The organism is Exiguobacterium sp. RIT452 (genome assembly GCF_003598705.1).
Taxonomy (GTDB): Bacteria; Bacillota; Bacilli; order Exiguobacteriales; family Exiguobacteriaceae; genus Exiguobacterium_A; species Exiguobacterium_A undae.
Window position 1 is genome coordinate 85,538 of record NZ_QXJB01000005.1, and the last position, 22,941, is coordinate 108,478.

24 protein-coding genes, 1 tRNA gene and 1 riboswitch are annotated in these 22,941 nt (G+C 45.3%); of the genes, 16 read left to right on the plus strand and 9 right to left on the minus strand.

Annotated elements, in window-relative coordinates; all coding sequences use genetic code 11:
• Positions 1–150: 150 nt before the first annotated feature.
• A tRNA-Val gene (locus D3D03_RS11980) sits at positions 151–223 on the plus strand.
• A gap of 93 nt (positions 224–316) precedes the next feature.
• Here the strand turns inward: D3D03_RS11980 and D3D03_RS11985 are convergent.
• Positions 317–1,339, minus strand: coding sequence for a PTS sugar transporter subunit IIC (locus D3D03_RS11985; protein WP_026833902.1), 1,023 nt, complete (start codon positions 1,337–1,339; stop codon positions 317–319).
• Between the two features lie 337 nt (positions 1,340–1,676).
• Between D3D03_RS11985 and D3D03_RS11990 the strand changes: the two genes are divergently transcribed.
• Positions 1,677–2,411 carry a metallophosphoesterase family protein gene (locus tag D3D03_RS11990; protein ID WP_119923684.1) on the plus strand — a complete coding sequence of 245 codons (735 nt, stop codon included), beginning with the start codon at positions 1,677–1,679 and terminating at the stop codon, positions 2,409–2,411.
• A gap of 407 nt (positions 2,412–2,818) precedes the next feature.
• Here the strand turns inward: D3D03_RS11990 and D3D03_RS11995 are convergent, their stop codons facing one another.
• From D3D03_RS11995 to D3D03_RS12005, 3 genes are all read right to left on the minus strand, one after another.
• Entirely contained in the window at positions 2,819–3,379 is a 561-nt protein-coding gene (locus tag D3D03_RS11995; RefSeq protein WP_026833899.1) for a TetR/AcrR family transcriptional regulator, read from the minus strand.
• Entirely contained in the window at positions 3,366–5,723 is a 2,358-nt protein-coding gene (locus D3D03_RS12000) for a YhgE/Pip domain-containing protein (RefSeq protein WP_119923685.1), read from the minus strand. The genes D3D03_RS11995 and D3D03_RS12000 overlap by 14 nt, the downstream gene beginning before the upstream one ends.
• A gap of 216 nt (positions 5,724–5,939) precedes the next feature.
• Complete coding sequence (locus D3D03_RS12005; protein WP_119923686.1) at positions 5,940–6,905, minus strand: quinone oxidoreductase family protein; 966 nt, start codon at positions 6,903–6,905, stop codon at positions 5,940–5,942.
• A 101-nt stretch (positions 6,906–7,006) separates the two neighbouring features.
• Between D3D03_RS12005 and yidD the strand changes: the two genes are divergently transcribed.
• Positions 7,007–7,273, plus strand: a complete 267-nt coding sequence (yidD, locus tag D3D03_RS12010; protein WP_026833896.1) for a membrane protein insertion efficiency factor YidD — start codon at positions 7,007–7,009, stop codon at positions 7,271–7,273.
• Positions 7,274–7,341: 68 nt separating this feature from the next.
• Here the strand turns inward: yidD and D3D03_RS12015 are convergent, their stop codons facing one another.
• Together D3D03_RS12015 and D3D03_RS12020 are read right to left on the minus strand one after the other, a co-directional pair.
• The gene (locus D3D03_RS12015; protein WP_119923687.1) at positions 7,342–7,731 is read right to left on the minus strand and encodes a tautomerase family protein; all 390 of its coding nucleotides are present in this window, start codon (positions 7,729–7,731) and stop codon (positions 7,342–7,344) included.
• 63 nt (positions 7,732–7,794) lie between these two features.
• Entirely contained in the window at positions 7,795–9,279 is a 1,485-nt protein-coding gene (locus D3D03_RS12020) for an aldehyde dehydrogenase family protein (protein WP_081776051.1), read from the minus strand.
• A 196-nt stretch (positions 9,280–9,475) separates the two neighbouring features.
• On the opposite strand from D3D03_RS12020, the gene D3D03_RS12025 reads away from it, so the two are divergent.
• The 6 genes from D3D03_RS12025 (at position 9,476) to D3D03_RS12045 (ending at position 14,078) form a co-directional block, all read left to right on the plus strand.
• On the plus strand, positions 9,476–10,681 hold the full coding sequence (locus tag D3D03_RS12025) for a DUF2254 domain-containing protein (RefSeq protein WP_119923688.1): 1,206 nt from the start codon (positions 9,476–9,478) through the stop codon (positions 10,679–10,681).
• Positions 10,682–10,743: 62 nt separating this feature from the next.
• Positions 10,744–11,226 carry a DUF456 domain-containing protein gene (locus tag D3D03_RS12030; RefSeq protein ID WP_026833892.1) on the plus strand — a complete coding sequence of 161 codons (483 nt, stop codon included), beginning with the start codon at positions 10,744–10,746 and terminating at the stop codon, positions 11,224–11,226.
• Between the two features lie 163 nt (positions 11,227–11,389).
• Entirely contained in the window at positions 11,390–12,754 is a 1,365-nt protein-coding gene (locus D3D03_RS12035) for a hemolysin family protein (protein ID WP_051524049.1), read from the plus strand.
• Between the two features lie 142 nt (positions 12,755–12,896).
• On the plus strand, positions 12,897–13,337 hold the full coding sequence (locus tag D3D03_RS12040; RefSeq protein WP_026833890.1) for an Ohr family peroxiredoxin: 441 nt from the start codon (positions 12,897–12,899) through the stop codon (positions 13,335–13,337).
• Between the two features lie 28 nt (positions 13,338–13,365).
• Positions 13,366–13,536 carry a hypothetical protein gene (locus tag D3D03_RS16820; RefSeq protein WP_167498388.1) on the plus strand — a complete coding sequence of 57 codons (171 nt, stop codon included), beginning with the start codon at positions 13,366–13,368 and terminating at the stop codon, positions 13,534–13,536.
• A gap of 29 nt (positions 13,537–13,565) precedes the next feature.
• Complete coding sequence (locus D3D03_RS12045; RefSeq protein WP_026833889.1) at positions 13,566–14,078, plus strand: type 1 glutamine amidotransferase domain-containing protein; 513 nt, start codon at positions 13,566–13,568, stop codon at positions 14,076–14,078.
• Positions 14,079–14,135: 57 nt separating this feature from the next.
• Here D3D03_RS12045 and D3D03_RS12050 read toward each other — a convergent pair whose 3' ends face one another.
• A complete protein-coding gene (locus D3D03_RS12050; protein ID WP_119923689.1) occupies positions 14,136–14,543 on the minus strand; it encodes a VOC family protein in 408 nt (135 codons plus the stop codon).
• Positions 14,544–14,798: 255 nt separating this feature from the next.
• On the opposite strand from D3D03_RS12050, the gene D3D03_RS12055 reads away from it, so the two are divergent.
• From D3D03_RS12055 to D3D03_RS12085, 7 genes are all read left to right on the plus strand, one after another.
• Positions 14,799–16,238 carry a murein hydrolase activator EnvC family protein gene (locus D3D03_RS12055; protein WP_119923690.1) on the plus strand — a complete coding sequence of 480 codons (1,440 nt, stop codon included), beginning with the start codon at positions 14,799–14,801 and terminating at the stop codon, positions 16,236–16,238.
• Between the two features lie 207 nt (positions 16,239–16,445).
• Complete coding sequence (locus tag D3D03_RS12060) at positions 16,446–17,738, plus strand: murein hydrolase activator EnvC family protein (RefSeq protein ID WP_119923691.1); 1,293 nt, start codon at positions 16,446–16,448, stop codon at positions 17,736–17,738.
• Between the two features lie 59 nt (positions 17,739–17,797).
• Positions 17,798–17,908, plus strand: a riboswitch (TPP riboswitch).
• A gap of 126 nt (positions 17,909–18,034) precedes the next feature.
• Entirely contained in the window at positions 18,035–18,841 is an 807-nt protein-coding gene (gene thiD / locus D3D03_RS12065) for a bifunctional hydroxymethylpyrimidine kinase/phosphomethylpyrimidine kinase (protein ID WP_119923692.1), read from the plus strand.
• Positions 18,825–19,595, plus strand: coding sequence for a hydroxyethylthiazole kinase (gene thiM / locus D3D03_RS12070; protein ID WP_119923693.1), 771 nt, complete (start codon positions 18,825–18,827; stop codon positions 19,593–19,595). The genes thiD and thiM overlap by 17 nt, the downstream gene beginning before the upstream one ends.
• Positions 19,585–20,223, plus strand: coding sequence for a thiamine phosphate synthase (gene thiE / locus D3D03_RS12075; RefSeq protein ID WP_119923694.1), 639 nt, complete (start codon positions 19,585–19,587; stop codon positions 20,221–20,223). The genes thiM and thiE overlap by 11 nt, the downstream gene beginning before the upstream one ends.
• A gap of 20 nt (positions 20,224–20,243) precedes the next feature.
• Positions 20,244–20,684 (plus strand): hypothetical protein, encoded by a 441-nt coding sequence (locus tag D3D03_RS12080; protein WP_026833882.1) that lies wholly within the window; start codon positions 20,244–20,246, stop codon positions 20,682–20,684.
• 134 nt (positions 20,685–20,818) lie between these two features.
• Positions 20,819–21,184 carry an ArsR/SmtB family transcription factor gene (locus tag D3D03_RS12085; protein WP_026833881.1) on the plus strand — a complete coding sequence of 122 codons (366 nt, stop codon included), beginning with the start codon at positions 20,819–20,821 and terminating at the stop codon, positions 21,182–21,184.
• Positions 21,185–21,246: 62 nt separating this feature from the next.
• On the opposite strand, the gene D3D03_RS12090 is transcribed toward D3D03_RS12085, so the two are convergent.
• Both D3D03_RS12090 and D3D03_RS12095 read right to left on the minus strand, forming a co-directional pair.
• Positions 21,247–21,864 carry a CHASE3 domain-containing protein gene (locus D3D03_RS12090; RefSeq protein WP_119923695.1) on the minus strand — a complete coding sequence of 206 codons (618 nt, stop codon included), beginning with the start codon at positions 21,862–21,864 and terminating at the stop codon, positions 21,247–21,249.
• A 167-nt stretch (positions 21,865–22,031) separates the two neighbouring features.
• Entirely contained in the window at positions 22,032–22,901 is an 870-nt protein-coding gene (locus D3D03_RS12095) for a YitT family protein (RefSeq protein ID WP_026833879.1), read from the minus strand.
• Positions 22,902–22,941 lie beyond the last annotated feature (40 nt).

A 22,941-nucleotide genomic window follows, 5' to 3' on the forward strand; every position in this document is an offset into this window, starting at 1 on the left:
TGTGCTTATTTACATAGTAGAGGACAGGAGAAAACCCTGCAACTTTGAACTGTTGCCGCAGAAGAAAAAAAATAAAAGAAAATCATAAAAAATACTTTACACATTTCGATATGTTGCTATAATAAACATATACCCAGTACGACATCACATGATTCTGTAGCTCAGCTGGGAGAGCGCTACCTTGACAGGGTAGAGGTCGCTGGTTCGAGCCCAGTCAGAATCATACCAAAATCCCGTTCATCAAAAGATGAACGGGATTTTTTTGTATAAAAAAAGCTATTCCTTCATTAACAATGAAAGGAATAGCAACTGTGCCTTATTGGATCTCTAAACGAAGATCGCCCATTTTTGTCCAACCTACCATCGTCGTCATCCGGTAAAAGACGAGCGTCAAGATACCGGGAAGAAGCACGCCGGTTGCGAAAAAGACAAGGAAGGCATTGAATCCTTGATTGACGAAAATGTTGAGCGGCGCAATCATTGAATTTAGGCCAAGTCCCGCTAATTCGTATGGTACTTCCAGTGAGAGAACAAGTGTCGCGATCGGCGCTGAAATCATGGCAGCCAAGAACGGAGCGACGACCAATCGTGGATTTTTGACGATGTTTGGAAACTGGACTTTTGGTGTGACGAAGAAAGAAGCAATCAATCCACCGGGATCGGTCTGACGATAAGCCATCAACGTAAAGCCGACAAACTGGGCGGAACAACCGATCAAGGCGGCAGCACTGGCGACGGGATCGAGCTGAAGAGCAATCGCGAGTGCAGCAGATGAAGCAGGTGACATCAATAAGACACTAAAAATAAGGGCGATGACAAGTGATGTCGCGATTGGAGAAGATTCGACGGATGTCGTGACCATAGCACTGAATCGTGTTAATAAAGGTGTCGTAACAGCAGCGGCAGCGATGCCTGTCACACCACCGGCAAGAACGGCGCTGACGGGAATAACCATCATATCGAATTTGGTTTTTCCGGTCATTCGTTTACCGACGAATACGGCGACGGCAGCAGCGAGCAATGCACTGATTGGTTGACCCGGCACGAGGACAAGTCCGGCGTCCGTTGGCTGAAGTGCCGCTCCGCCAATCGTTGCGGCAATCATGGCACTGAATAAAACAAGTGTATTCCCGCCGAGTTGATAAGCGATGCCGGCTCCAAGAGCAGGTGCAAGCAGGACCTTGGCAACACCGCCAATCGTCAACAGCATCTCAATATGTAACAAGTTGCCGAACGTTTCAATCAATAATCCTACTCCTAACGTCACCAAGACGGCATTCGCCATACCGGCAGACACTTTCACCATTCGATCCATCGCATATTCCTTCAACTCACTCATCCTCTCTCTTTTTCGTTTTGCCATTAAAAAAACCTATCCGTTATCGGATAGGCGCCATTATTCCTGCGGGCGCCTCATTCGATGCATCGAAAGGAGGGCCCAAAATCAATTCCGAAATGTAACCGGAAAGGTTTCAGTCCCTCGAGCATAGAATAATCAGTCGGCCTGCAGTTTGGTGTAAAGACATAAAGGTGTTCTCCTCTCCGTGAATTTTTCTAAGCCTAACATGGCTAAAACGAATAATCAATATTTTCTGACAATTTATTTTTCATGAATTTTTCGTATGAAACAAGGGAAAAGGCAGGAATGGCGTTAAATTAGCAATGGAGGCGGTTTCATGAAATTTGCAGTCATTACGGATATTCACGGCAATGCAACGGCATTAGAAGCAGTTTTAAAAAGAATAACGGAAGAAACAGGTGTCTCAGAAATTTTTTGTCTCGGAGATTTGATTGGTATCGGACCACAAACGAATGAAGTCATCGAAATTGTGCGATCGACACCACAAATGACGACCATCAGCGGGAATCATGACGAGAATGTCCTTGCGTTGATACATGGTCAAAAATATCCGGACAGTTACCGTCATGCGAAAAACCATCATCAATGGATTGCCGATCAGTTAACCCCGGACAATCAACGTTTTTTGGAGCAGCTCCCAAGAACCGTCCGAAAGACATTTTCGAAACAGGAAGCATTGTTTACACATTATGCGTATCTGGATGAACAGAAGCCCATCGGAGAGGAACCATTGGCGGAAGCGGTTGACGGAACAGAACAATCCTTGCCAAATCTCTTTAAAGGACACGAGGCGAGCCTGATTTGTTTTGGACACCATCATCCGGAACAAGTCATCCGGGCAGAGGGCGTAACGTACTTAAACCCGGGAGCGCTCGGCTGTCAGCCGGAAGCTGTGGCACCATTCGCCTTAGTCGAGCGGAGCGGCGGAGAGTGGAAGGTGGATGTCATTGAAGTGGAGTATGATGACCGACCGTACTTAGAAGCGTTTAATGCGGCACCGATGCCGGAAAAAGAACTGTTGCGTAAACTTTTTTTAGGCGGGAGAACATGACAAAATGACCCGCACAAAAAGTTACGGGTCGTTTCGTCAGGAACGCTTGTATTATAAAAAGCGACTTACCAGAACAAGAGTCAAAGGGATACCAATCAGTAGAATCCCGATGACCCGCTTCGCCCGGCTTCGTTTCCACTGAAAAGCAAGTGCGAGAAAAGGGGATGCAAGAAATCCGATAAATAAGGTGATTAACGTCAAAATAAAAAATAGAAAATCTGTTTTAGAACTGGTACGGGTGTAGGATTTCCACATATCAAAAAGCGAAACAATGACGTAGACCAGTAAAGCTAACGTAAAGAGAAGATTGGACAGTAAAAGTTGAGACAAATAAAACACTCCATTCAGGTACGATTCGGAATCGATAACGCAAAAATAGCCTCTCAATTTATTGAGAGGCTATTTTATTATAACAACTTTAACATCGCTTGGCTGATTGTTTTCAAATCGAGTGGCGGGCCGATCAACGGCCATTCAGAAATCAACGCAATATAGGTCTTGAACAGTAAGAAAGCCGTTACTTCGACCGGAACTTCCGGAGAGCGTTGCTCGAGTTCTAAACGTGTCTCGAGCAAGTTCTTGATGTACTCGACGATATGCTGCTCAATCCGTACGCGCAACTCAAACATTTCCTGTAATTTTAAAGTGTGTGTCTCTTGGGTGATTTGCAGAATGAACAAGTGTTGCTGTTGATGATTGACGATCGCATCAATCATCGCCTGTTTGTTCTCTTCGACAGAAGCTGTTTTTGTATAGGCATTCTCAGCTTCGGCCTTCATTTCTTGCAGGACACGTGTAACAAGCGATTCAAATAAATCGAGTTTACTTTCAAATAATTGATAGACGGTCGGCTTACCGACGTGAGCGCGTTTTGCGATCCGTTCAATCGTCGTTCCTTTATAACCCAGTTCAGAAAAACAAGCCATTGCCGCATCTAAAATCAAATGTTCCTTATCAGACAGTGTCATGGCGTTTTCTCGCTTTCGTCGAAAGTAGGATTCGTTTTCCGCCTAAAGCACCGGCAAAGCTGATCGCAAGGGCGGAGAATAGAATCAAACCAAGTACCTGACCGTTTGAAATAAGTGTGTCCGTCACACCGATTCCGAGTGCTTCCCGGAAACCGGTCACCGAGTAGGTCATCGGAAGGAAGCGGTGAATCGCCTGGAAGAAGCTTGGTGTCATTTCGACCGGGAATGTTCCGCCACTGCCGCCGATTTGCAGTAACAGCAGTAAGAAAGCACTGAATTGACCGACACGACCAAAGAGCATCGTTAAAGTAAACAGCAGTGTGATGAACGTCATACCGGTCAATGCAGCAAAGCCGTACAGGGCAGGAGTGCTTGCGACGTCAGCATCCAGTACATAGACGATGGCGGCGGAAGCGGCAATTCCCTGCAAGGCGCCGATCGGTAAGACGAGCGATAATTTCCCGACAAGGAAACGCCATGTCAATGTTTCTCCGTGTTCCGGACGGATTTGATAGACCGACGAGAACATCAAGGCACCGGCGAATAACGCAATGCTGAGAATATAGGCTGCCAGACCAGAACCATAGTTGTTGACGGTCGAATAGTCATGTTCTTTTAAGACAACCGGTTCAGCGAGCATATTGTCCCGTTCGTTGGACGGCTTGACGGTAGCATCCTTAGCACCTTTACCGAGCTCTGTTTTTAAGGTGTTAGCACCGTCGACAAGTTTTGAGTTCCCGTCCGCGAGACGAGAAGCGCCGTCTGTTAATTGTCCTGCACCGGATGAAAGAGAAACTGCACCGTCAGATAATTGACCGAGTGCTGACGTCAATTTGCCGGATGCCGTGCTCGCATCATTCGTACCGGTTGCAATTTTTTGAGCACCTGCCGTCAGCTGTGTGCTTCCTTCGGCTGCTTTATGAACACCGTCAGTATAGGTGGTCAAGCCTTGAGTGAGCGAGTTTTGTCCTTGTTCTAAGCTTTTAGCTCCAGTGAGCAGTTGAGCCTGCCCTTGTTCCAAACGTTTTGAACCGGCAAGCAGCTCTGCTAAACCACCATCCAGTTGCGAGACACCGGATGCAATTTCTTGGCCACCAACCGCCAGTTGATTGATTTTATCTGTGGCGTCATTAGCTGCAGCAAGACTTGCATCAAGTGCGGTTTCCTGTTGCGATAGATTTTGTACATCTTGTTCCATGGTTGCAATGGATGCAAGTAACGCATTTTTTTCTTCTTCAGATAAAGTTTCGGAAGCCGAAATGACACCTTTGATTTTAGCGACATTGGCTTCAATCGCTTCGCGACGTGCACTTAAGTCTGTTTTTAACGTCGCAGCTGCATTGTTTAAGTCTGTAATCGTCGCATTGACCTCTTGCGCTTTATCGTTTAGTTGATTAAGACCAGCAGTAAATTTCGGCAGGTTGTTGTCGAGCTTCGATGCTCCGGCAGAAGCCGTCTCAAGACCTTGGCGAAGTTCAGTCGTTCCACCGGAAGCTGTTTCGATGCCTTGACGCAGTTTAGCCGATCCTGCCTGCAGGTCTGTTGATCCTTTAATCAGTTTTGCACTGTTGTCATCAAGTTGGTTCAGACCGCTTGATAGTTCACCGGACTTTTCTGCAAGTGTTTGTGTTCCGTCAGTAAGGGTGTTCAAACCGCTTGAGATTTGAGCAGAACCCTCATTCGCTTTCGTTAAATTCGTCGATAAAGTATCGGTTCCGCTCGTCAGTTTTCCGAGGTTGGTCGTAAGCGTCTTGGCGCCGTCTGTCGTTTTTTTGGCACCATCCTCGAGTTTAGCAGAACCTTCCGAAGCATCTTCGAATCCTTTGGCGATTTTTTTTAGTGATCCAAAAATCGCGCTACTGTACTGTTTGGTTACGGATTTACGGATTTTTTCATTTAACTGTTTAGCAGCGGCACTTGAAATTTGAGTACCGGAATAGTTTTTTGCTGGATTGAGATAATACTCCAACTCGATTTTTTTTGGATGATCGTCCAGTAAAGTCGTTGCGTTATGCGAAAACTTCTTTGGGATGACGACTGTCATGTAAATATCCCCGGAGCGCAATTGTTTTGCAGCTTCTTTACGGGACAGATACTGCCAATCAAAATCGTTGTTTTTTTTCAGCTTTTTGACGAATTGATCCCCGATATCAATTTTTTCGCCTTCAAATTTCGTCGCCTTGTCTTCGTTGACAACGGCTACTTTAATGTTCTCCGTTTGACCGTACGGATCCCAGAACGCAGATAAAAAGATCGAATTGTAAAGGAACGGCACAAGGATGAGAGCAAGAATCACGATAATCATCATCGGGCTTTTTAATTTTTTCCATTCTGAGCGAAACATAAATCAGATCTCCTTCTTGAAACTAAAAACTAATTTGAGTTTCTGGTTTTGATGAGATTTACTTTACGCCTTTTAAGAGTGGAATGCAACTACTTAAGCAAATGAATTGCTGAGCAAGAGAACTGTTTCCTGTTTGTAATCATTAAGAACAAAAAACATCAAAAACTCCCTGCACCAAAGTGAGGGAGTGATCATGGTTCGGCCATTACTTAACCATCATGGGATTAACAAAATTTTGCCTGTACTTTGCCGGCTCTCGAGGTAATCGTGCGCCCGTCGACCATCGGAAAGCGCAAAAAGTGTAGGGGAAGCGAGTTGTAATTGATCTGATGCAATCCAACTGAATAATTCGCCGGCGCGGTGAATCCGTTCTTCCCGAGTCGTCAAGACATTCCAAAGGTCGCCACCCGTCAATGTTTTGGAACTGTCCATCAACAAGCGGGGATCGACGGCGACAGGATCGCCACCCGCCATACCGTAAAAGACAACGGTCCCGTGGATTTTCGTTGCCCGGAAGCTTTCCATCAACGTGGAACCGACGGACTCGTAAACAACGTCAACCCCTCGTTGATCCGTCAGCGTGAGAATCTGTTCGACCCAGTCGTCTGAATACAGGAATACATGCTCACAGCCATTTTGTTTTGCGATATCTGCTTTCGCCGTCGAGGATGTCAGACCGATTGGAACCGCACCGCGTAACCGGACGATTTGTGTCAACAGTTGCCCGACACCGCCGGCTGCTGCATGAATCAACACCAGATCACGCGGGTGGATGTCATAACTGTCCCGTGTCAAATAGTGCGCGGTCAATCCTTGTAATAAGATCGAAGCAGCTGTCTCATAAGAAATCGAATCCGGTAACGGAATGACTTTATCAAATGGTGCCGCGACGAACTCGGCATTGGCATTTGGAACATCGGCGAAAGCGACCCGTTGACCGATCTGCAAGTCCGGTACAGCGTCTCCGAGTTTAGTAATGATACCTGCCCCTTCATATCCTAACAGATAGGGTGGGGTTCCCTCTAAATGATAATTTCCTTTGCGACGGTAGATGTCGGCAAAATTCAGACCGATGGCTTTCATCTCAATCATTACTTCATTTGGTCGAAGTTCAGGCGTCGGATGTTCTTGATAGGTCAGAACACTGGAATCTCCGAAGGAGCGAAACGTAAGAGCCTTCATAGGTACACTTCCTTTTTAGTAGTTGTCAGAAGTAGTATAATTCACTCAAACAGAAAATCCTTTTGATATGCGTTACAGTTAGGAAAAGAAGGTGGGGAAAAATGAAAAAAATCATGCTTGGCGGTATTCACTTTTATCAGAAAGTGATTTCACCGATGAAACCGGCGACGTGCCGATTTTATCCGACGTGTTCTCATTACGGGAAAGAAGCGATCGAAAAACACGGCGCCATTAAAGGCGGCTATTTAACGACCCGACGATTGATGAGGTGTCAGCCGTTTCATCCGGGTGGTCTTGATTTTGTGCCGGAGACCTTTGACTGGAAGGCACCGCTACAACGCGAAAATCCGGCAGAGCAGCAAAAGTAATTGGAAAAGGAGTCTGAACTCGGCATACGCTCGAGTCCAGACTCCTTTTTATAAACACGAAAAACGGTTTAAAGATCACCTGTTAAAAATTGTGCTTTGCCGAGACCAAAGCTCCAATCTGCAGCGTCATTTTCAACAATGGAAACCATTAAATCACTTGGCGCCAGTCCGCATACCGCTTCCAGCCGCTCAGCGAGTAAACGGTAGAGTGCCTGTTTCTTTTCCTTGGTTCGTGTCTTACTTGTCACGCTGATCAGGACGACATGATTCGTCCGTGTGAGCCCAAGACCGGTATCTTGGATGACCATTTCGTTTGCTTTGTGAGTATGAACGATTTGATAGCGGTCTCGTTCCGGTACATCAAACGCTTCGAGCATCGCTTCATGTGCTGTATCGAGTAATAACTTTAATTCTTCATCCGAGCGTCCTTCGATGACATCAAAACGAAGTAATGGCATGTTACATCTTCCTTTCATATGTAGAAGTACGGGAGAACCCGTACTTCATGTCGTAAGATTATCTTATTCGAAAAATGGTTTGTATTGACGGCGTTCGTGCATGACGGATAACCATTGTACCGTCGAGAACTCTTCGAGGACCCATTCTCCGTTAAAGCGGCCAAGACCTGAATCTTTTTCGCCGCCAAACGGCATATGTGGCTCATCGTTAACCGACTGATCGTTGATGTGGATCATGCCTGTTTCAACTTGAAGCGCAAATTCTGTTGCCCGTTCAATAGAAGAACCGTGAACAGCACCACTTAATCCGTAAGGAAGTGAGTTGGCCAATTCAAGTGCTTCTGCATCATCTTTGAATGGAATGATGACAGCGACCGGTCCGAAGATTTCGTTTTTAGCGAGCGGCATATCATTTGTAACACCAGTGACGACAGTAGGTGCGATGACGTTACCGTCTGCTTCACCGCCGACACGAACTGTTGCACCAGCAGCTTTTGTTTTTTCGATTTCTTCCATGATGCGATCAACTTGTGATTGGTTGATCAGTGGACCAACTTGCGTCCGACCGTTTGATGGATCACCGAATTGAAGCTCTTTGACACGAGCGACATATTTTTCGACGAATTCATCGTGAATCGATTGAGCAACGAGAATTCGGTTCGTCGACATACAGATTTGACCTTGGTGATAGAATTTGCTGTAAACAGCGGATTCGACCGCACGATCTAAGTCTGCATCATCAAGAACGACGAAGACGTTGTTTCCACCGAGTTCAAGAGCAGTTTTTTTCAGGTGTTTCCCGGCCAGCTCACCGATATGGCGGCCCACTTCCGTTGAACCTGTGAAGGAAATCAAACGTGGGACCGGGTGCTCGACGATGGAATCGCCGATTTCTGATCCGCGACCGACGATGACGTTTAAGACACCTTTTGGCAGACCCGCTTTTTCGAAGAGACTTGCAAAGATCAAGCCGCCTGATACCGGTGTATCGGTTGCCGGTTTAACGACGACCGCGTTTCCGATTGCGATAGCCGTAGCGATCGAACGGATAGCAAGGTGGAACGGGAAGTTCCAAGGACTGATGATGCCGATGACACCAAGTGCTTTCCGGTAAATCCGGTTTTCTTTGCCCGGAACGACAGATGGACGAATTTCTCCGTGCATCCGCAACGGGAATGTTGCAGCTTCTTTAACGATTAAGACAGACGCGAGAAACTCGCCTTCTGCTTTAATCCGTGTACTGCCGGATTCTTTGATCAGCCAGTCGATGATTGTTTCTTTTTCTTCGTACATGACTTTTAAGAACTGTTCGATGAGTCCTTGGCGTTTCAATGCCGGAACTTTCGCCCATTCTTTTTGCGCGACTTTCGCAGATTGATAAGCATCATCCAAGTCGTCGTTGTTTGCTGCTGAAATCTCAAATAATGTTTCGCCTGTGAAGGGATTTGTGTTTGTCATATTGCTGTCACTTGCGCCTTTGCGCCACTGACCGTTAATAAAAATCTTCGTGAAATCTGTATGGATTGTTGATTCTGTTTGCTGTTGCATGGATATTCATCTCCAATTCGTTTTTGATAACAGTTAAGTTATTCACGTTATGTGGAGAAGTAAAACACAAACTTACACTTTCACAAAATGAATTGACTCGGCAAGTTTTAAAAAGATATATCGAACACGTTTTACTAGATGAAGAAACAGGAATTAAAAAATATAGCGGTATATTTAAGAGTGGAGTGATTGAGGCATGCAGAAGTTGAAATTATTGTATCGAGAGACAAATTGGTGGTGGCCTCTCCTGTATGGTGTAGGGGGAGCGTTTTTAACAGCGTTGGTCCTGGCCATCGATTTATACGCAAAAGAGTTGTTCCCGAACGATTGGAAAACGACACTCGGACTGGCACAAACCATCCACAGCGCTGTATTTACGGGCTTGCTGACGATGATGACATTCACGTTCTCGACGATTTTAGTTGTCCTGACAACCTATTCATCCCAATTTTCACCCCGGACGTTACCGAATTTCATTGAGAACCGGCAAGTCCAGCACATCTTTGGAATTTTTATCGGGACCGTCACCTATTCGATCACAATGCTGTTTTTCATGCGGCCTTCGCTAAAGGACAGCGTCGTCGCCTCTGCTGTTGCAGTCATCGTCGTCTTAATTGCCATCATTGCGTTTGTTGCTTTCGTCCACATCGTCAGTCAGTCGATCCGGGTGACGACATTACTCGATCGTCTGCATGAAGAAGGATGTACACTGATTACCGAACACATCGATGCCATCAAAGAAGGGGACTATCAACTGGTATCGAGTCAGGAAGAGTCTTACCCCTTCCATGTGACAGCCGCGCAAACGGGTTATTTACAAGCCATCGATTATGATGTCGTAATGAAATCGGGTCAACGGGTGACAATCGATGTTGCAATCGGAAGTTACGTCACACAAGGACAGCGCATCGGCAGTGCCGCTCAACAAGAAGTGGAACAGGGAATCATCATCGGACCGACTCGCTCAGCTCAACAGGACTTTCCATTTGTCATCCAAAAGCTGACGGAAGTAGCACTTCGAGCAATTTCACCCGGTATCAACGATCCAAACACGGCACGTCATGCGTTGCGGCAAATCGGAGATTTGTTGAGACGCTACACTGTCTTGCAGGACGGGGATTTGTTGGTGACCGGAGAAGGGACTGTTACGGTCAATCGATTAGCGTTTTCAGACTTCCTTTATCTGACGTTTTACCAACTGAGACATTACGGTGAAGAAGATATTTCAGTCCTTGCGACGATGCTTGAAGCCCTTGAAATCATGAAACGGGATGCCCTGCTGGAACATAAGGCGAGCATTGACCGATTCATTCCGTTTGTTTGTTCGGAAGTGAACTGGTCCGCGTTAAATGAGTGGGATCGTCGACATCTGGAACAGGCACAGGAAAAAGCTCTTTTATGAAACCTGAAGAAGACACTAAACGTAATAGAAAAAGGAAAGAAATCAGAAAGTAGGAGATTGGCATGACGACCTTATTGTGGATTTTAATTGCATTATGTTTTTTAGCGGCCTTCGCCGGTCTTGTGTATCCTGTCATACCAAGTGCACCATTACTCATCGTCGGATTTTTAATTTACGGATTTGGATTCAGCTTCACGGAACTAACCGTCAGCTTTTGGATCATCCAGACAGTGTTTATCGTCTTGCTCTTTACCTTGGATTATCTGGTCAGCTCTTATACCGTCGACCGGCGTGGAGGATCACAGGCGGCAAAGATTGCAACGACCGTTGGTTTGATTACAGGACCGTTTATCATTCCGGGAATCGGTCTGCTGATTTTTCCGTTTGTATTTGCCATCTTGACCGAAAAAATCATCAGTAAAAAGACATGGAAAGATTCGGTTTCCATCGGGATCGGAACGGTGCTCGGAATTCTCTCGAGTGCTTTGCTGAAAGGGATCGCGATGTTGTTGATGATCGTCGTGTTTATCATGTACGTCGTCTGAATGAAAAGAAGATTTGCCTGCAAGTACACATTTTGTAAGAGTTCCGTTATAGTATGAATATGAAAAAGTAGAGAAGCTTGTTCCTTAAAACAGGCTTCTTTTTGATGGAGAAGACCGGCATAATGCATGCCGGCTTAATTAAATGGAGGTGAATCCCCTTAGTTTGGGGAAACGATTGGACAGTACACACGCAGTGGAGACATTCGATACAACAACGATTATCATTCGGCTTTTGATCATTGCATTATTAATTGTGTTGACCGCATTTTTTGTCGCAGCAGAATTTTCGGTTGTCAAGATGAGGATGTCCCGAATCGATCAATTGATCACAGAAGGCAGTAAGACCGCAAAGACGGCGAAAAAATTAGTGGAGAACCTCGACTATTATCTGTCTGCCTGTCAGCTCGGGATCACCGTGACGGCACTTGGTTTAGGATGGTTAGGCGAATCGACGGTAGGGGCTATTCTTGAGATGCTCTTCAAGGAAATTGAACTTCCGCAATCCGTTTCAACCGTCGTTTCGTTCACTTTGGCATTTTCCGTCGTGACGTTTTTACACGTCGTCCTCGGCGAACTTGCCCCTAAGTCATTGGCGATTCAAAAAACGGAAGCCATCACGATGTTACTGGCACCACCACTCTACTGGTTCGGTAAAGTGATGAAACCGGTCATCTGGTTATTAAACGGATCAGCCCGTGTATTCTTGCGTTTGTTTGGTGTCGAACCGGCCGGACATGAAGATGCCCATTCGGAAGAAGAGATTAAAATCATCATGACACAAAGCTATAAGAGCGGTGAAATCAATCAAACCGAATTGTCTTACATGCAGAACATCTTTTCTTTTGACGAACGAATCGCAAAGGATATCATGTTGCCACGGACGGATTTGATCACCATTTCAAATGACGCATCGATGCAGGATATCATCGCCTTGGTCGAAGAATATCAGTTCACGCGATATCCTGTCGCGGAAGAAGGCGACAAGGATAAAATTCTTGGCTTCATCAATGCGAAACAATTGTTTACGGATCATATGGCAAACAAAGGCAAGGCGTTGAGCTATTACGTGCACAATTTACCGATTGTTTCGGAATACTCCCCATTACAGGACGCCATGCTGAAAATGCAAGTCGAACGGACACCGATGGCTCTTGTCATCGATGAGTACGGCGGGACAGCCGGTGTCATCACGATGGAGGATATACTGGAAGAAATCGTCGGCGAAATCCGGGATGAATTCGATAAAGATGAAAAAGCAGATATCGAGCAGATCCATGAGCGGTTGTATCGGATTTCCGGTCGTGTCTTGATTGATGATTTAAACGAACGTTTTAATCTCGGAATCGAGGAAGAGGATATCGATACGATTGGTGGATGGGTGATGGCGCAAGATACGGAAGTATCAAGTGGACAGGAGTTCCGTTACAAAAACCATACGGTCAAAGTGATGGAGGTCGACAATCATCAGGTGAAATCGATTTATCTCCAATTACCGGAGAAAGAACCGGTGACGGAAGACATCGTCTGAACAAAAAAAGGTTGCGCGCACGCGTAGCCTTTTTTGTTCGCTTAAAGATAATTGATTGTTTATTCTCATGCTGACAGTGGTATTACTGTTTATGTGGCCAAAACATGCTACTAAAAATTAGCTGATAAAGGGGTTCTTATTCATGACGAAAACAATTCTTACTTCACGCGCAACTGCAGTAGGGGGACGCGATGGAAAGGTCGCCTCTGACGATAACGTAATTAATTTAGATCTCGTAATGCCTGGTACAAAGGGCAAAGAAAATATACCAACATCGAATCCGGAACAATTATTTGCAGCCGGATATGCGGCTTGTTTTGATGGGGCTTTTAACTTAATGGCACGTCAAGATAAAAAGCGAGTAGAAACACGCACGAATTCTGAAGTCAGCCTCATCGAGGATGAAGAAGCGGGCGGCGTCAAAATCGCAGCGAAACTTGTCGTTGAAGTGGTTGGAGTAACAGAAGAAGAAGCAAAAGATTTACTCGAGAAAACACACCAGTTTTGCCCGTATTCAAAAGCAACACGCGGCAACATTGATGTTGATTTGTCGGTAAAAGTAGTAGAGTCCTTAGACAACTGATTTTGTCTTGAAGAGGGAGGAAAGCAAAATGGCTCCAAAAGGAACGGATCGACCAAACGAAAAGTTTGAAGATGAACGAAAACGTTTGACGGACAAGGAACTTGAGCTTTCGCCCGAACAGCAAAAAGAAGTGCTGAAAGGAAAAGATCAGATGCCAGATGATCCGGTCTCGTCAAGAGATCGGGGATTCGACAAGTAAGGTAAACTTTTATTTGGGGGATGAACGAAATGAGTAAAAAAGTAGCAGTCGTACTTGCCGATCATTTTGAAGATGTCGAATTCACTGGACCTGTTGATGCTTTAAAAGAAGCGGGTCATGAAGTGACAGTCATCGGAACAAAAAAAGGTGCAGAATTAGTCGGAAAACAAGAGGAAGCAAAAGTCACAGTTGATGTAACCATTGATGAGACTTCTTCTTCAGACTTTGACGCATTATTGATTCCGGGTGGTTTTTCACCGGATTTACTCCGTGAAGACGATCGTTTCGTCACATTTACGGAAGAATTTGATTCATCGAAAAAGCCAATCTTCTCAATCTGTCATGGTCCACAATTGATGATTAACGCAAAAATCGTCAAGGGACGTAAAATGACAGGCTATAAATCGATTCGAGTTGACTTGGAGAATGCGGGCGTAACGTTTGAAGACGAAGAAGTCGTTGTCGACGATAACTTTGTATCCAGCCGTCAACCGGATGACATCCCGGCATTTAACCGTGAAATGTTAGCAAAATTGTCTTAAAAAAATGTTCAAACAAAACGAGCGTCTAGACCTTAAAAAGTCTAGACGCTCGTTTTTTTAGTTTTCCGGATAATCGCACAGCTCTGTGATCACGCCATGGGAATGACGGGGATCCATATAAATCAGTCGTCGTCCGAGTGGTGTCGTTCGATACGTATCTTCTAAGAACGTAATCCCGCGTTCCTTGGCTTCTTGGATGGCTTGATCTAAATCATCAACGCGATAGGCGATATGGTGTACCCCTTTTCCACGTTGTTTTAAGAATCGGGCAATCGGGCTTTCAGGACTTGTTGGTGTCAACAGTTCGATGTGGGCATCCTCAAAGGCGATGACAGCGATATTTGAGGCAACACCTGGAGTTGGATTCGAGTATTCACGAATCAATGTCCCGCCTAAGATAGTGGTATAAAACGTAATGGCTTCTTGCATGTCGCGAACGGCAATGCCGGTATGATCTAAATGCATAACTAGTTCCTCCTTTACTTCCATAGTCTTAGTGTGTCAAACTCTTCCACAACACGCAACGACGAGAAACCAATCAAGATGTTGCCAAAGCCCGAAAAGAGAACTTATCAAAAATGACATACCACTGAAATATAATAGAGGCAGAATGGATGCTATAATCAAAAACGTTCTTATAATTTTTAAAAACTATTATGAAATTTAAATAAAACGACTAAATTACTTATATAAACTACACAGAAAAAGAGGGATTACTACATGAAAAAAACGTTCGCGTCGCTCATCGTTTCCGCACTTGTCCTTTCATCAACTCCTCATTTTGCATCAGCAGATGATTTAAGTGAACAAAAAGCCAAAAACGAACAAAAGCAACAAGAAAACTCTAAAACTCAGAAAAAGTTAGAATCCTCCGTTAATCAAGAAGGTCAAAAAATCTCAAAAACACAACAAGAAGTGAATCGTTTAGATCAAGCATTAAACGAAAAAATGTTTGCCGTTGAAGCAAAAGATCGTCAAATTAAAGCAACGGAAGCTGAAATTGTTGAACTGGGAAAACAGATCGAGAAGTATAAAGCAAAACTGAAAAAACAAGAAAAATTATTGGGTGACCGTTTACGCGTCATGCAGGAAAATGACGGAAACTCAATTAAATGGGAAGAAGTCATCTTCGGTTCTAAGGACGTAGGCGATCTCGTCAGCCGTGTTTTGGCAGGAAAATCGATTTCACAACAAGATGATAAGATGATCACTGATTACCAAAACACACAGAAGAAATTAGCAGCTGCTCAACAAGAGCTAAAGGATAAAAAAGCAAAACTAGTGACAGAAAAACAAGAACTGAAACGTCAACAAGCAGAACTTGAACAACAGATCAAAGAACGTAACCAACGTTTGAAAGAACTCAGAAAACAGAAAAAGAAATTTGAAACACAGTTGATGGACGCTAAAGAAGTTCAACAAATCTTGATTGCACAGGAACAAGCGATTGCAGCGGAAAAAGCAGCACGCGAACGTGAAGCACGAATCGAGAAAGAGCGTCAAGCTCAAGCAGCACGGGAAGCTAAAGCACGTGCGGAAGCTCAAGCGGCACAAGCGGCAGCGGCAGAGCAACAGGCGGCTGAAGCAGCGGCGGCAAAAGCAGCAGCTGAAGCTAAAGCGAATCAGAAATCGTCGGCACCTGCGACAGGTTCAACGAAACAATCTGCACCAGCCGTAACAGTACCAAAAGCAACGCCAGCACCGACACCGACACCGGAACCAGCACCGGCACCTGCTCCATCATCATCTTCTCTGTTCATTCATCCAACAAGTGGATCAATCACACAAGGATATGGTTCAGCGAATGGTTCAAACGGCTACTCGTTCCACAACGGAATTGACTTTGGTGCACCCGTCGGAACACCAATCGTTGCAGCAGCAACGGGGACTGTCATTACAGCATCAAGTGGTGGACCGTACGGAAACCACGTCATGATCGCACACCAGTTAAATGGAAAAACGTATACGACAGTGTATGCCCATATGAGTTCATTAAATGCTCGTGCAGGACAACGTGTCAGTCAAGGGGAACAAATTGGAGCCCTCGGTAGCACAGGGAATTCAACAGGTCCTCACCTGCACTTCGAGATTCACGTAGGTGGATACAGCTACAGTGCTTCCGGTCCAGCAAATACAGTTAATCCAATGTCTATGTTATAAAAATCCACAGGAATCCTTGCTTCGGCAAGGGTTTCTTTTTTTTTGCGGTTTACTGTCATACGTGAATATGACAAAAAAACGTTTTCACTTGAAACACAAATGAAACGTTACTGAAACTATCCCGGTGATATAATCAATCTCAGAGAGAAATACTTCGAATTAAATGCTTTTCAAATAAGAATTTATACATAAGTGAGGAAACCATACATGTTAAAAAAATTACTTTCAACGGTATTATTCGGAACATTATTGTTTACAAGTGTACCGATTTCAGCGAATGCTGCGACGATTAAAGAGAAAAAATCGCAAAATGCAGCAGAACAGCGTAAGTTGGAAAAAGCCATCAAAAAACAGGAAGCTAAAATATCCAGCGAACAACAAGAAATTAACAAAATTGATGCTGCGATTAATGAAAACATCTTCCGGATTTCGGAAAAAAATAAGCAAATTCGTCAGTTGAATGTGCAAATTGAAGATCTTGAACAAGAGATTATTCGTTATGAAGAAATGTTAGCCAAGCAAGAGGAATTGCTCGGAGATCGGTTACGGGTTCTTCAAGAAAATGATGGGAATTCAATTAAATGGGAAGAAGTCATTTTTGGATCAAAAAACTTAGGGGATCTGTTCAGTCGTGTCATGGCAGGAAAAAAGATCGCTGAACAAGATGATAAGATGATCGTGTCGTATTTGGAAACACAAGAAAAATTAGCTGAAGCAAAAGCTGAACTTGTTACGAAAAAAGCAGAACGTGTTCAAGAAAAAGAAGCTTTACTTGTTCAAAAGAAACAGTTGAAACAGCAGATGAAAGAGCGAAGTGCAACGTTGAAAAAGCTGCGTAAAGGGAAAGTGAAATTTACGACAGAGCTACTCGATGCAAAAGAATTACAGGCAACACTGGAAGCACAGGAACGTGCCATTGCGGCAGCAAAAGCCGCAGCGAAAGCAGCAGCAGAAAAGGCGGCAGCAGAAAAAGCGGCGGCTGAACAAGCAGCAGCTGAACAAGCCTCAAAAACAGCGGCTGACACGACACGTAAGTCGACTGGAAAAGCAGACAGTCCTGCACCTGTCGTCAGTGTGCCTGCTGGATCGGCGAAGTTTATTCGACCGGCAGCCGGTGGTGTCTCACAAGGATTCGGACCAGCAAGTGGTGTAAATGGGTATACATTCCATAATGGAGTCGACATCCGTGGTCCTGTCGGGTCGCCGATTCGCGCAGCAGCAGCAGGAACAGTCATTACAGCCGGAAGTGGCGGACCATACGGAAATCATGTCATGATTTCACACTTCCTGGATGGACAAGTGTATACGACGGTTTATGCGCATATGAATTCGTTATCTGTTGGGGCGGGTCAAACCGTATCACAAGGACAATCACTTGGAACACTTGGAAGCACAGGAAATTCAACGGGTCCACACCTTCACTTTGAGTTACATGTTGGTGGATACCAGTATAGTGCGACAGGACCGGCGAATACGGTCAATCCTCTCGGATATTTCTAAAAACGGGCTTCGGCTCGTTTTTTTTTTATGGCTGTGCTACAGTGAAAAAGAATATTATTACGAGCAACTAGGGGAGCTGGAGGAGTCCGGCTGAGAGGAAAACCATTCTGTTTTCGACCCTGTCACCTGAACTGGATAATACCAGCGTAGGAAAGTTGAGATCGAAGACATGAAAGTATCGTCCGGTATAACCGGTCGTTCATGGCGTCGTCTGCTTTTTTACAGCGGACGGCGCTTTTTGTTTTGTCGTCCGTTTTCTCTCCTTAGATTTGCTCACACGAAAGTGAGGAAACGATATGAAACATGTACTGACGATTGCAGGATCTGATTCTGGTGGTGGAGCGGGAATCCAGGCAGATTTAAAAACATTCTCCGCCCTTGGTGTCTACGGTATGAGTGTCATTACAGCAATCACTGCCCAAAATACGTTGGGGGTCCAGGCGGTTGAAGATGTGTCGCCGGCGCTCGTCGAGGCACAACTCACCTCGATTTTTTCAGATATTCGTGTGGATGCCGTCAAAATCGGGATGGTCTCGAATCAAGAAACCATCCACGTCATCGCGCAACAACTCAAGCACTGTCGCGTTCCGATCATTTTAGATCCGGTTATGGTCGCGAAAGGCGGGCACGATTTACTGCAGACGGATGCGAAGCAGGCATTGATGGAGGAACTGTTACCGCTCGCGACACTCGTGACGCCCAATATTCCGGAAATCGAGCGGATGATCGGTTATCCGGTTCAATCGATCGAGGAGATGCGGCAGGCCACAATCGAGCTGTCTAAACAACGGGTGGATGCCGTCTTGCTGAAAGGCGGACATTTGGAAGGGCAACAAGCCACGGATCTTTTATACACTCAAGGTCAACATCATTTCTTTGAGCAGGAGCGTCTGGATCGTCTGCATACACATGGGACAGGCTGTACGTTGTCAGCTGCGATTGCAGCACGCCTTGCGTTAGGGGACTCGCTTACCGACAGTGTAGCCCATGCCAAGCGGTATGTGACGGAAGCGATTCGTCATGGTTTTGCGCTTGGTCACGGGATTGGACCGACGCATCACTTTTATGAATTCTGGAGGGAAAATCATGTTACGAACCATTGAGGAAAAAAAACCATTGATCCATCATTTGACGAATACCGTAACCATCAATGATTGTGCCAATATGACACTTGCACTCGGCGGATCTCCTGTCATGGCGGACGATTTGTTAGAAGTTGAAGAGATGGTGGCACTTGCCGATGCCGTCGTGATCAATACAGGAACGCTGAATCCTGCGATGCGAAAGGCGCAACTGTTGGCAGGTAAAACCGCCAATCGTTTAGGGAAACCGATCATTTTGGATCCGGTCGGAGCAGGTGCGACTACTTTACGAACGGATTTTATGAAGGAATTGCTGCAACAGATTCAATTTACGGTGATTAAAGGAAATGCTTCAGAAATCAAAACGCTACTTGGGCAGGCGACGACAACAAAGGGAGTCGACGTCGCCGAAGGAGAATCGCTTGATCTTCATGCAGTCCGGGTGTTTGCGGCCGAATCCAATCAAGTCATTGTGGTCACAGGACCGGTTGACTTCGTGACGGACGGACAGCACGAGCTTCATCTTGATGTTGGAACGAAACGGCTCGGTCAAGTGACGGGGACGGGATGTATGACAGCTTCTTTGATTGCGACGCTGTTAGGGACTGGTTATGCATGTTTTGAAGCTGCTGCTTTAGGAACCTATTTGATGGGGAAAGCCGGGGAGCAGGCGGATGAGAAAAAAGGAATCGGTGATTTTCGGACCGGTTTGTTTAATGCCGTCAGCTTGATGACAGAGGAGACACTCCGGGAGGTGCACTTTAATGAAGCCTGATTATTTAGTGTATGCCGTGACGGATCCACGTCTTCAATCCAGACCCCGGCTGGTCGAAGCAGTGGAAGCGGCGATCAAGGGCGGGGCGACGATCGTTCAATTGCGGGAAAAAGAAGCCTCCGGAAAGGAATTTCTAGAAGCGGCCACTCAACTGAAAGCACTCGCGGACCGGTACAGGGTTCCGCTTATCATCAATGACCGGATCGATATCGCGCAGCTCGTGCAGGCAGGACTGCATATCGGGCAGGAAGACATTCCGTTATCCGAAGCCCGTCGACTCATGCCGACCGCTACAATCGGTGTCTCGGTCTCGACAGTCGAACAAGCCATCTCGGCGGAACAAAACGGGGCGGATTATCTTGGTGTCGGTTCGCTTTTCCCGACTGCAACCAAAAACGATGCGACGTTCATGTCGAAAGAGACATTGCATGCAATCCGGCAAGCGGTTGAGCTTCCGTTGGTCGGGATCGGGGGCATCACGCTGGAAAATGTTTCAGAAGTAGGGGCGGCGGTGGATGGATTTGCCGTCGTCTCCGCGTTATTTGCCCAACCGGATGTCGAACGGGCGACGAGAGAATTTCTAGAAGCCGCCAAACAGGTGCATCAGAGCGTTTCAGACAGGGTATAATCACCTGAGAGGTGATGTACGTGAAATGGCAGTCTATTCGATTTCGGGGACGGTGGATTCGATACAGAATCGAACCACAAATCATTCGGGTCGATAATCGTGGGAAATATCATTTAGGGGCAGTACTGTTTCCTTTTCCCAATCGTTATTCTTATCAATTAGCCGTTCTGTTAAAAAATAAATATCAACAACGGTATAAACGATCGTTATTCATTCAAACAAGCTCCATTGCGACAGAGATTTGGGGTCATACCCATCTGGATCTTTACTACCGGGTCATGTTGCGTCTGCCGTTGCCCAAACTGTTGCGGAGACGATACCGGGAACGGTTGACGAGTACAGGCATCATCGATATTGGCGTCCGGGCCGTCGATAACAATCGAATTGTCTGGGATATCGGAAATTTTTTAGGGGGTTGGCTTTTTTACTCGATCACGAGACGAAATCACCATAAACGATGATTTCGTAAAGACATCAGACTTCGTTGCAAACAGAGTGTTGATTCAGCTCTTCTGACCAAAAGCTCATGCTTGATTTCATTTGCTTGCAATTGAGACAAAACGGTGGTGCAATTGGAAGGAAAGAGGTGATGACAATGGAAGCACCCCGTTGTGAAACGATTGCCATTGATGCGAAACGCGCCAAAGAAATTGAACAGGTCGTCGATACGATTCCGACGCTTGAAATCGGAAAACTGTTTAAAGTCTTATCAGACGCGACGCGGTTACGAATTGCGTACGCCTTAACTGTTGAGGATGAACTGTGTGTTTGTGACGTCTCGGCTTCAGTCGACTGTTCGATTGCAACCGCTTCTCACCATCTGCGGACCTTGTTGAAACAAGGATTGGTCAAATATAGAAAAGAAGGCAAAGTTGTCTATTATTCACTTGATGACTACCATGTCTCCTCTCTTGTTCATTTGGCGATGGAGCACGTCAATGAAGGTAAAGCAACACACTAAAAAAAACACGTATCGAATATGCCATGAAAAGAAACGGCGTATCCGATACGTGTTTTTTTGTTTTAAGAAGCGTTTTTGGAGCGATGGAAGACGATGATAGTCGTCGCAACAAGTAAAAAGGCTAAGATTGATAAACTAAAGCACATTCGTTTGTATTCTGTCGTCATCTCCGTCGTCAATTCCAGTTTTTGCTCCAGTTCACCATATAACTTGTCTTTTATTTGCGAAAGATCCTCGAGTATTGTTTGGGTCGTTTGCGTCGTTTGCTTCGCCAATCTTTTGGCGGCCTGCGGATTATCTTGTTCATAGACGGTAAAGACTTTTTCGATTTCCGCTTCCCACGCATCATTTCGCATCAGTAAATCTTTGACGGCTCCCGGCGTTTGATTCGAAGCGTTGAGCAATCGGCGTAAATCATGAGCTTTTGAAGTGGAAAAATAATACTGTTCGATGTACCGGTCGTCTTCATACAGCAGGAGGCCTCGGACAGCGTTAGCCCGATCCCGGTTATGTTCAATTAATTGATCGACTTGTTGAATTGTCGGAATATCTTGCGTGTGCATACCTTCAGTCATTTTCGAAATGGTTTGGTATCCGCCTAATGCATAGATTAATGGAATGGAAGCAAACAGACTGATAATAAGAATGAGAACAATACGTTGGCGCCAAAGCTGATTCATGTAATCCGTCCTTTTTCAGTAAAACGTCATGTCATTAGCTTAACCACTATTTCCCAAAAAGTGAAGAGTTCTTCAAAAAATATGGAACATTTTCTGCTGACTTGCGTATTATACACAAAAAAACCGTCGCAACCCATAGTTGCGACGATAGAAGTACATAAGGATTATTAAAATGAATACGAATGTTCCTTGTAGTTTCCAAAAACGGTATGAATTTCTGAGAAAGTCACAAAAGCGTTGGATTCAACAGAAGAGACGATCTCTTGGAGCTTGAGAATCTCGTTGTTTTGTACGACGACATAAACCATCTTTTTTGTCCGTTTCGAGTACCCGCCACGGGCATCAAGAATCGTTACGCCCCGACCGAGTTCTTTCGTGATGACTTCATTGATTTCATCTGCTTTTTCACATATGATGATGCACTGTTTTGAGGCTGAATAGAAACTGTAGACGGTTTGGAGTGCTTTGGCACGAACGAAGCTCATGATTAAAGCGTACATGACGTGTTTCAAGTCGAATACGAACCAGACCAGAATATAAATCACCAAGTCTTGCATCAAAAATATACGGGGAAGCGGCCAGTTATGAAAACGAGCATAGAAAAATTTCCCGAGGATATCAAGCCCGCCTGTCGAGGCACCACCAAAGAAAATCAAGGCCATCGCAAGGCCGGAAACGAGTCCTGCAAAAATCGAGGCGACAAGAGGGTCATTTAGAGATTCAGGGACAATTTGTGTCGGAATCCAATCGATTAAAAAAGAGGATACAAGGACAATGATTCCGGATAAAAACATGAATCGTTTTCTTAAGAAACGAAAACCGAGTAAAAAGAGAGGGATGTTTAATACGAGCTGGGTTAATCCGATTGGTGTGTGAAACAGTTCTTGTGCAATCAGTGTAATTCCCATGATACCACCCGAACCGATATCGTTTGGTGATAACAGTAAGCTGATGTATAAAGAGTACAACAGCGTTCCAATCAAGAGGAAGCCAATTTTTTCCGTCCGTTTTTTCTTTGCGGGTTGTTTAGTTTTCATTGTGATTGATGAGAAATCTCATGCTCCTCCTCTAAAAAAA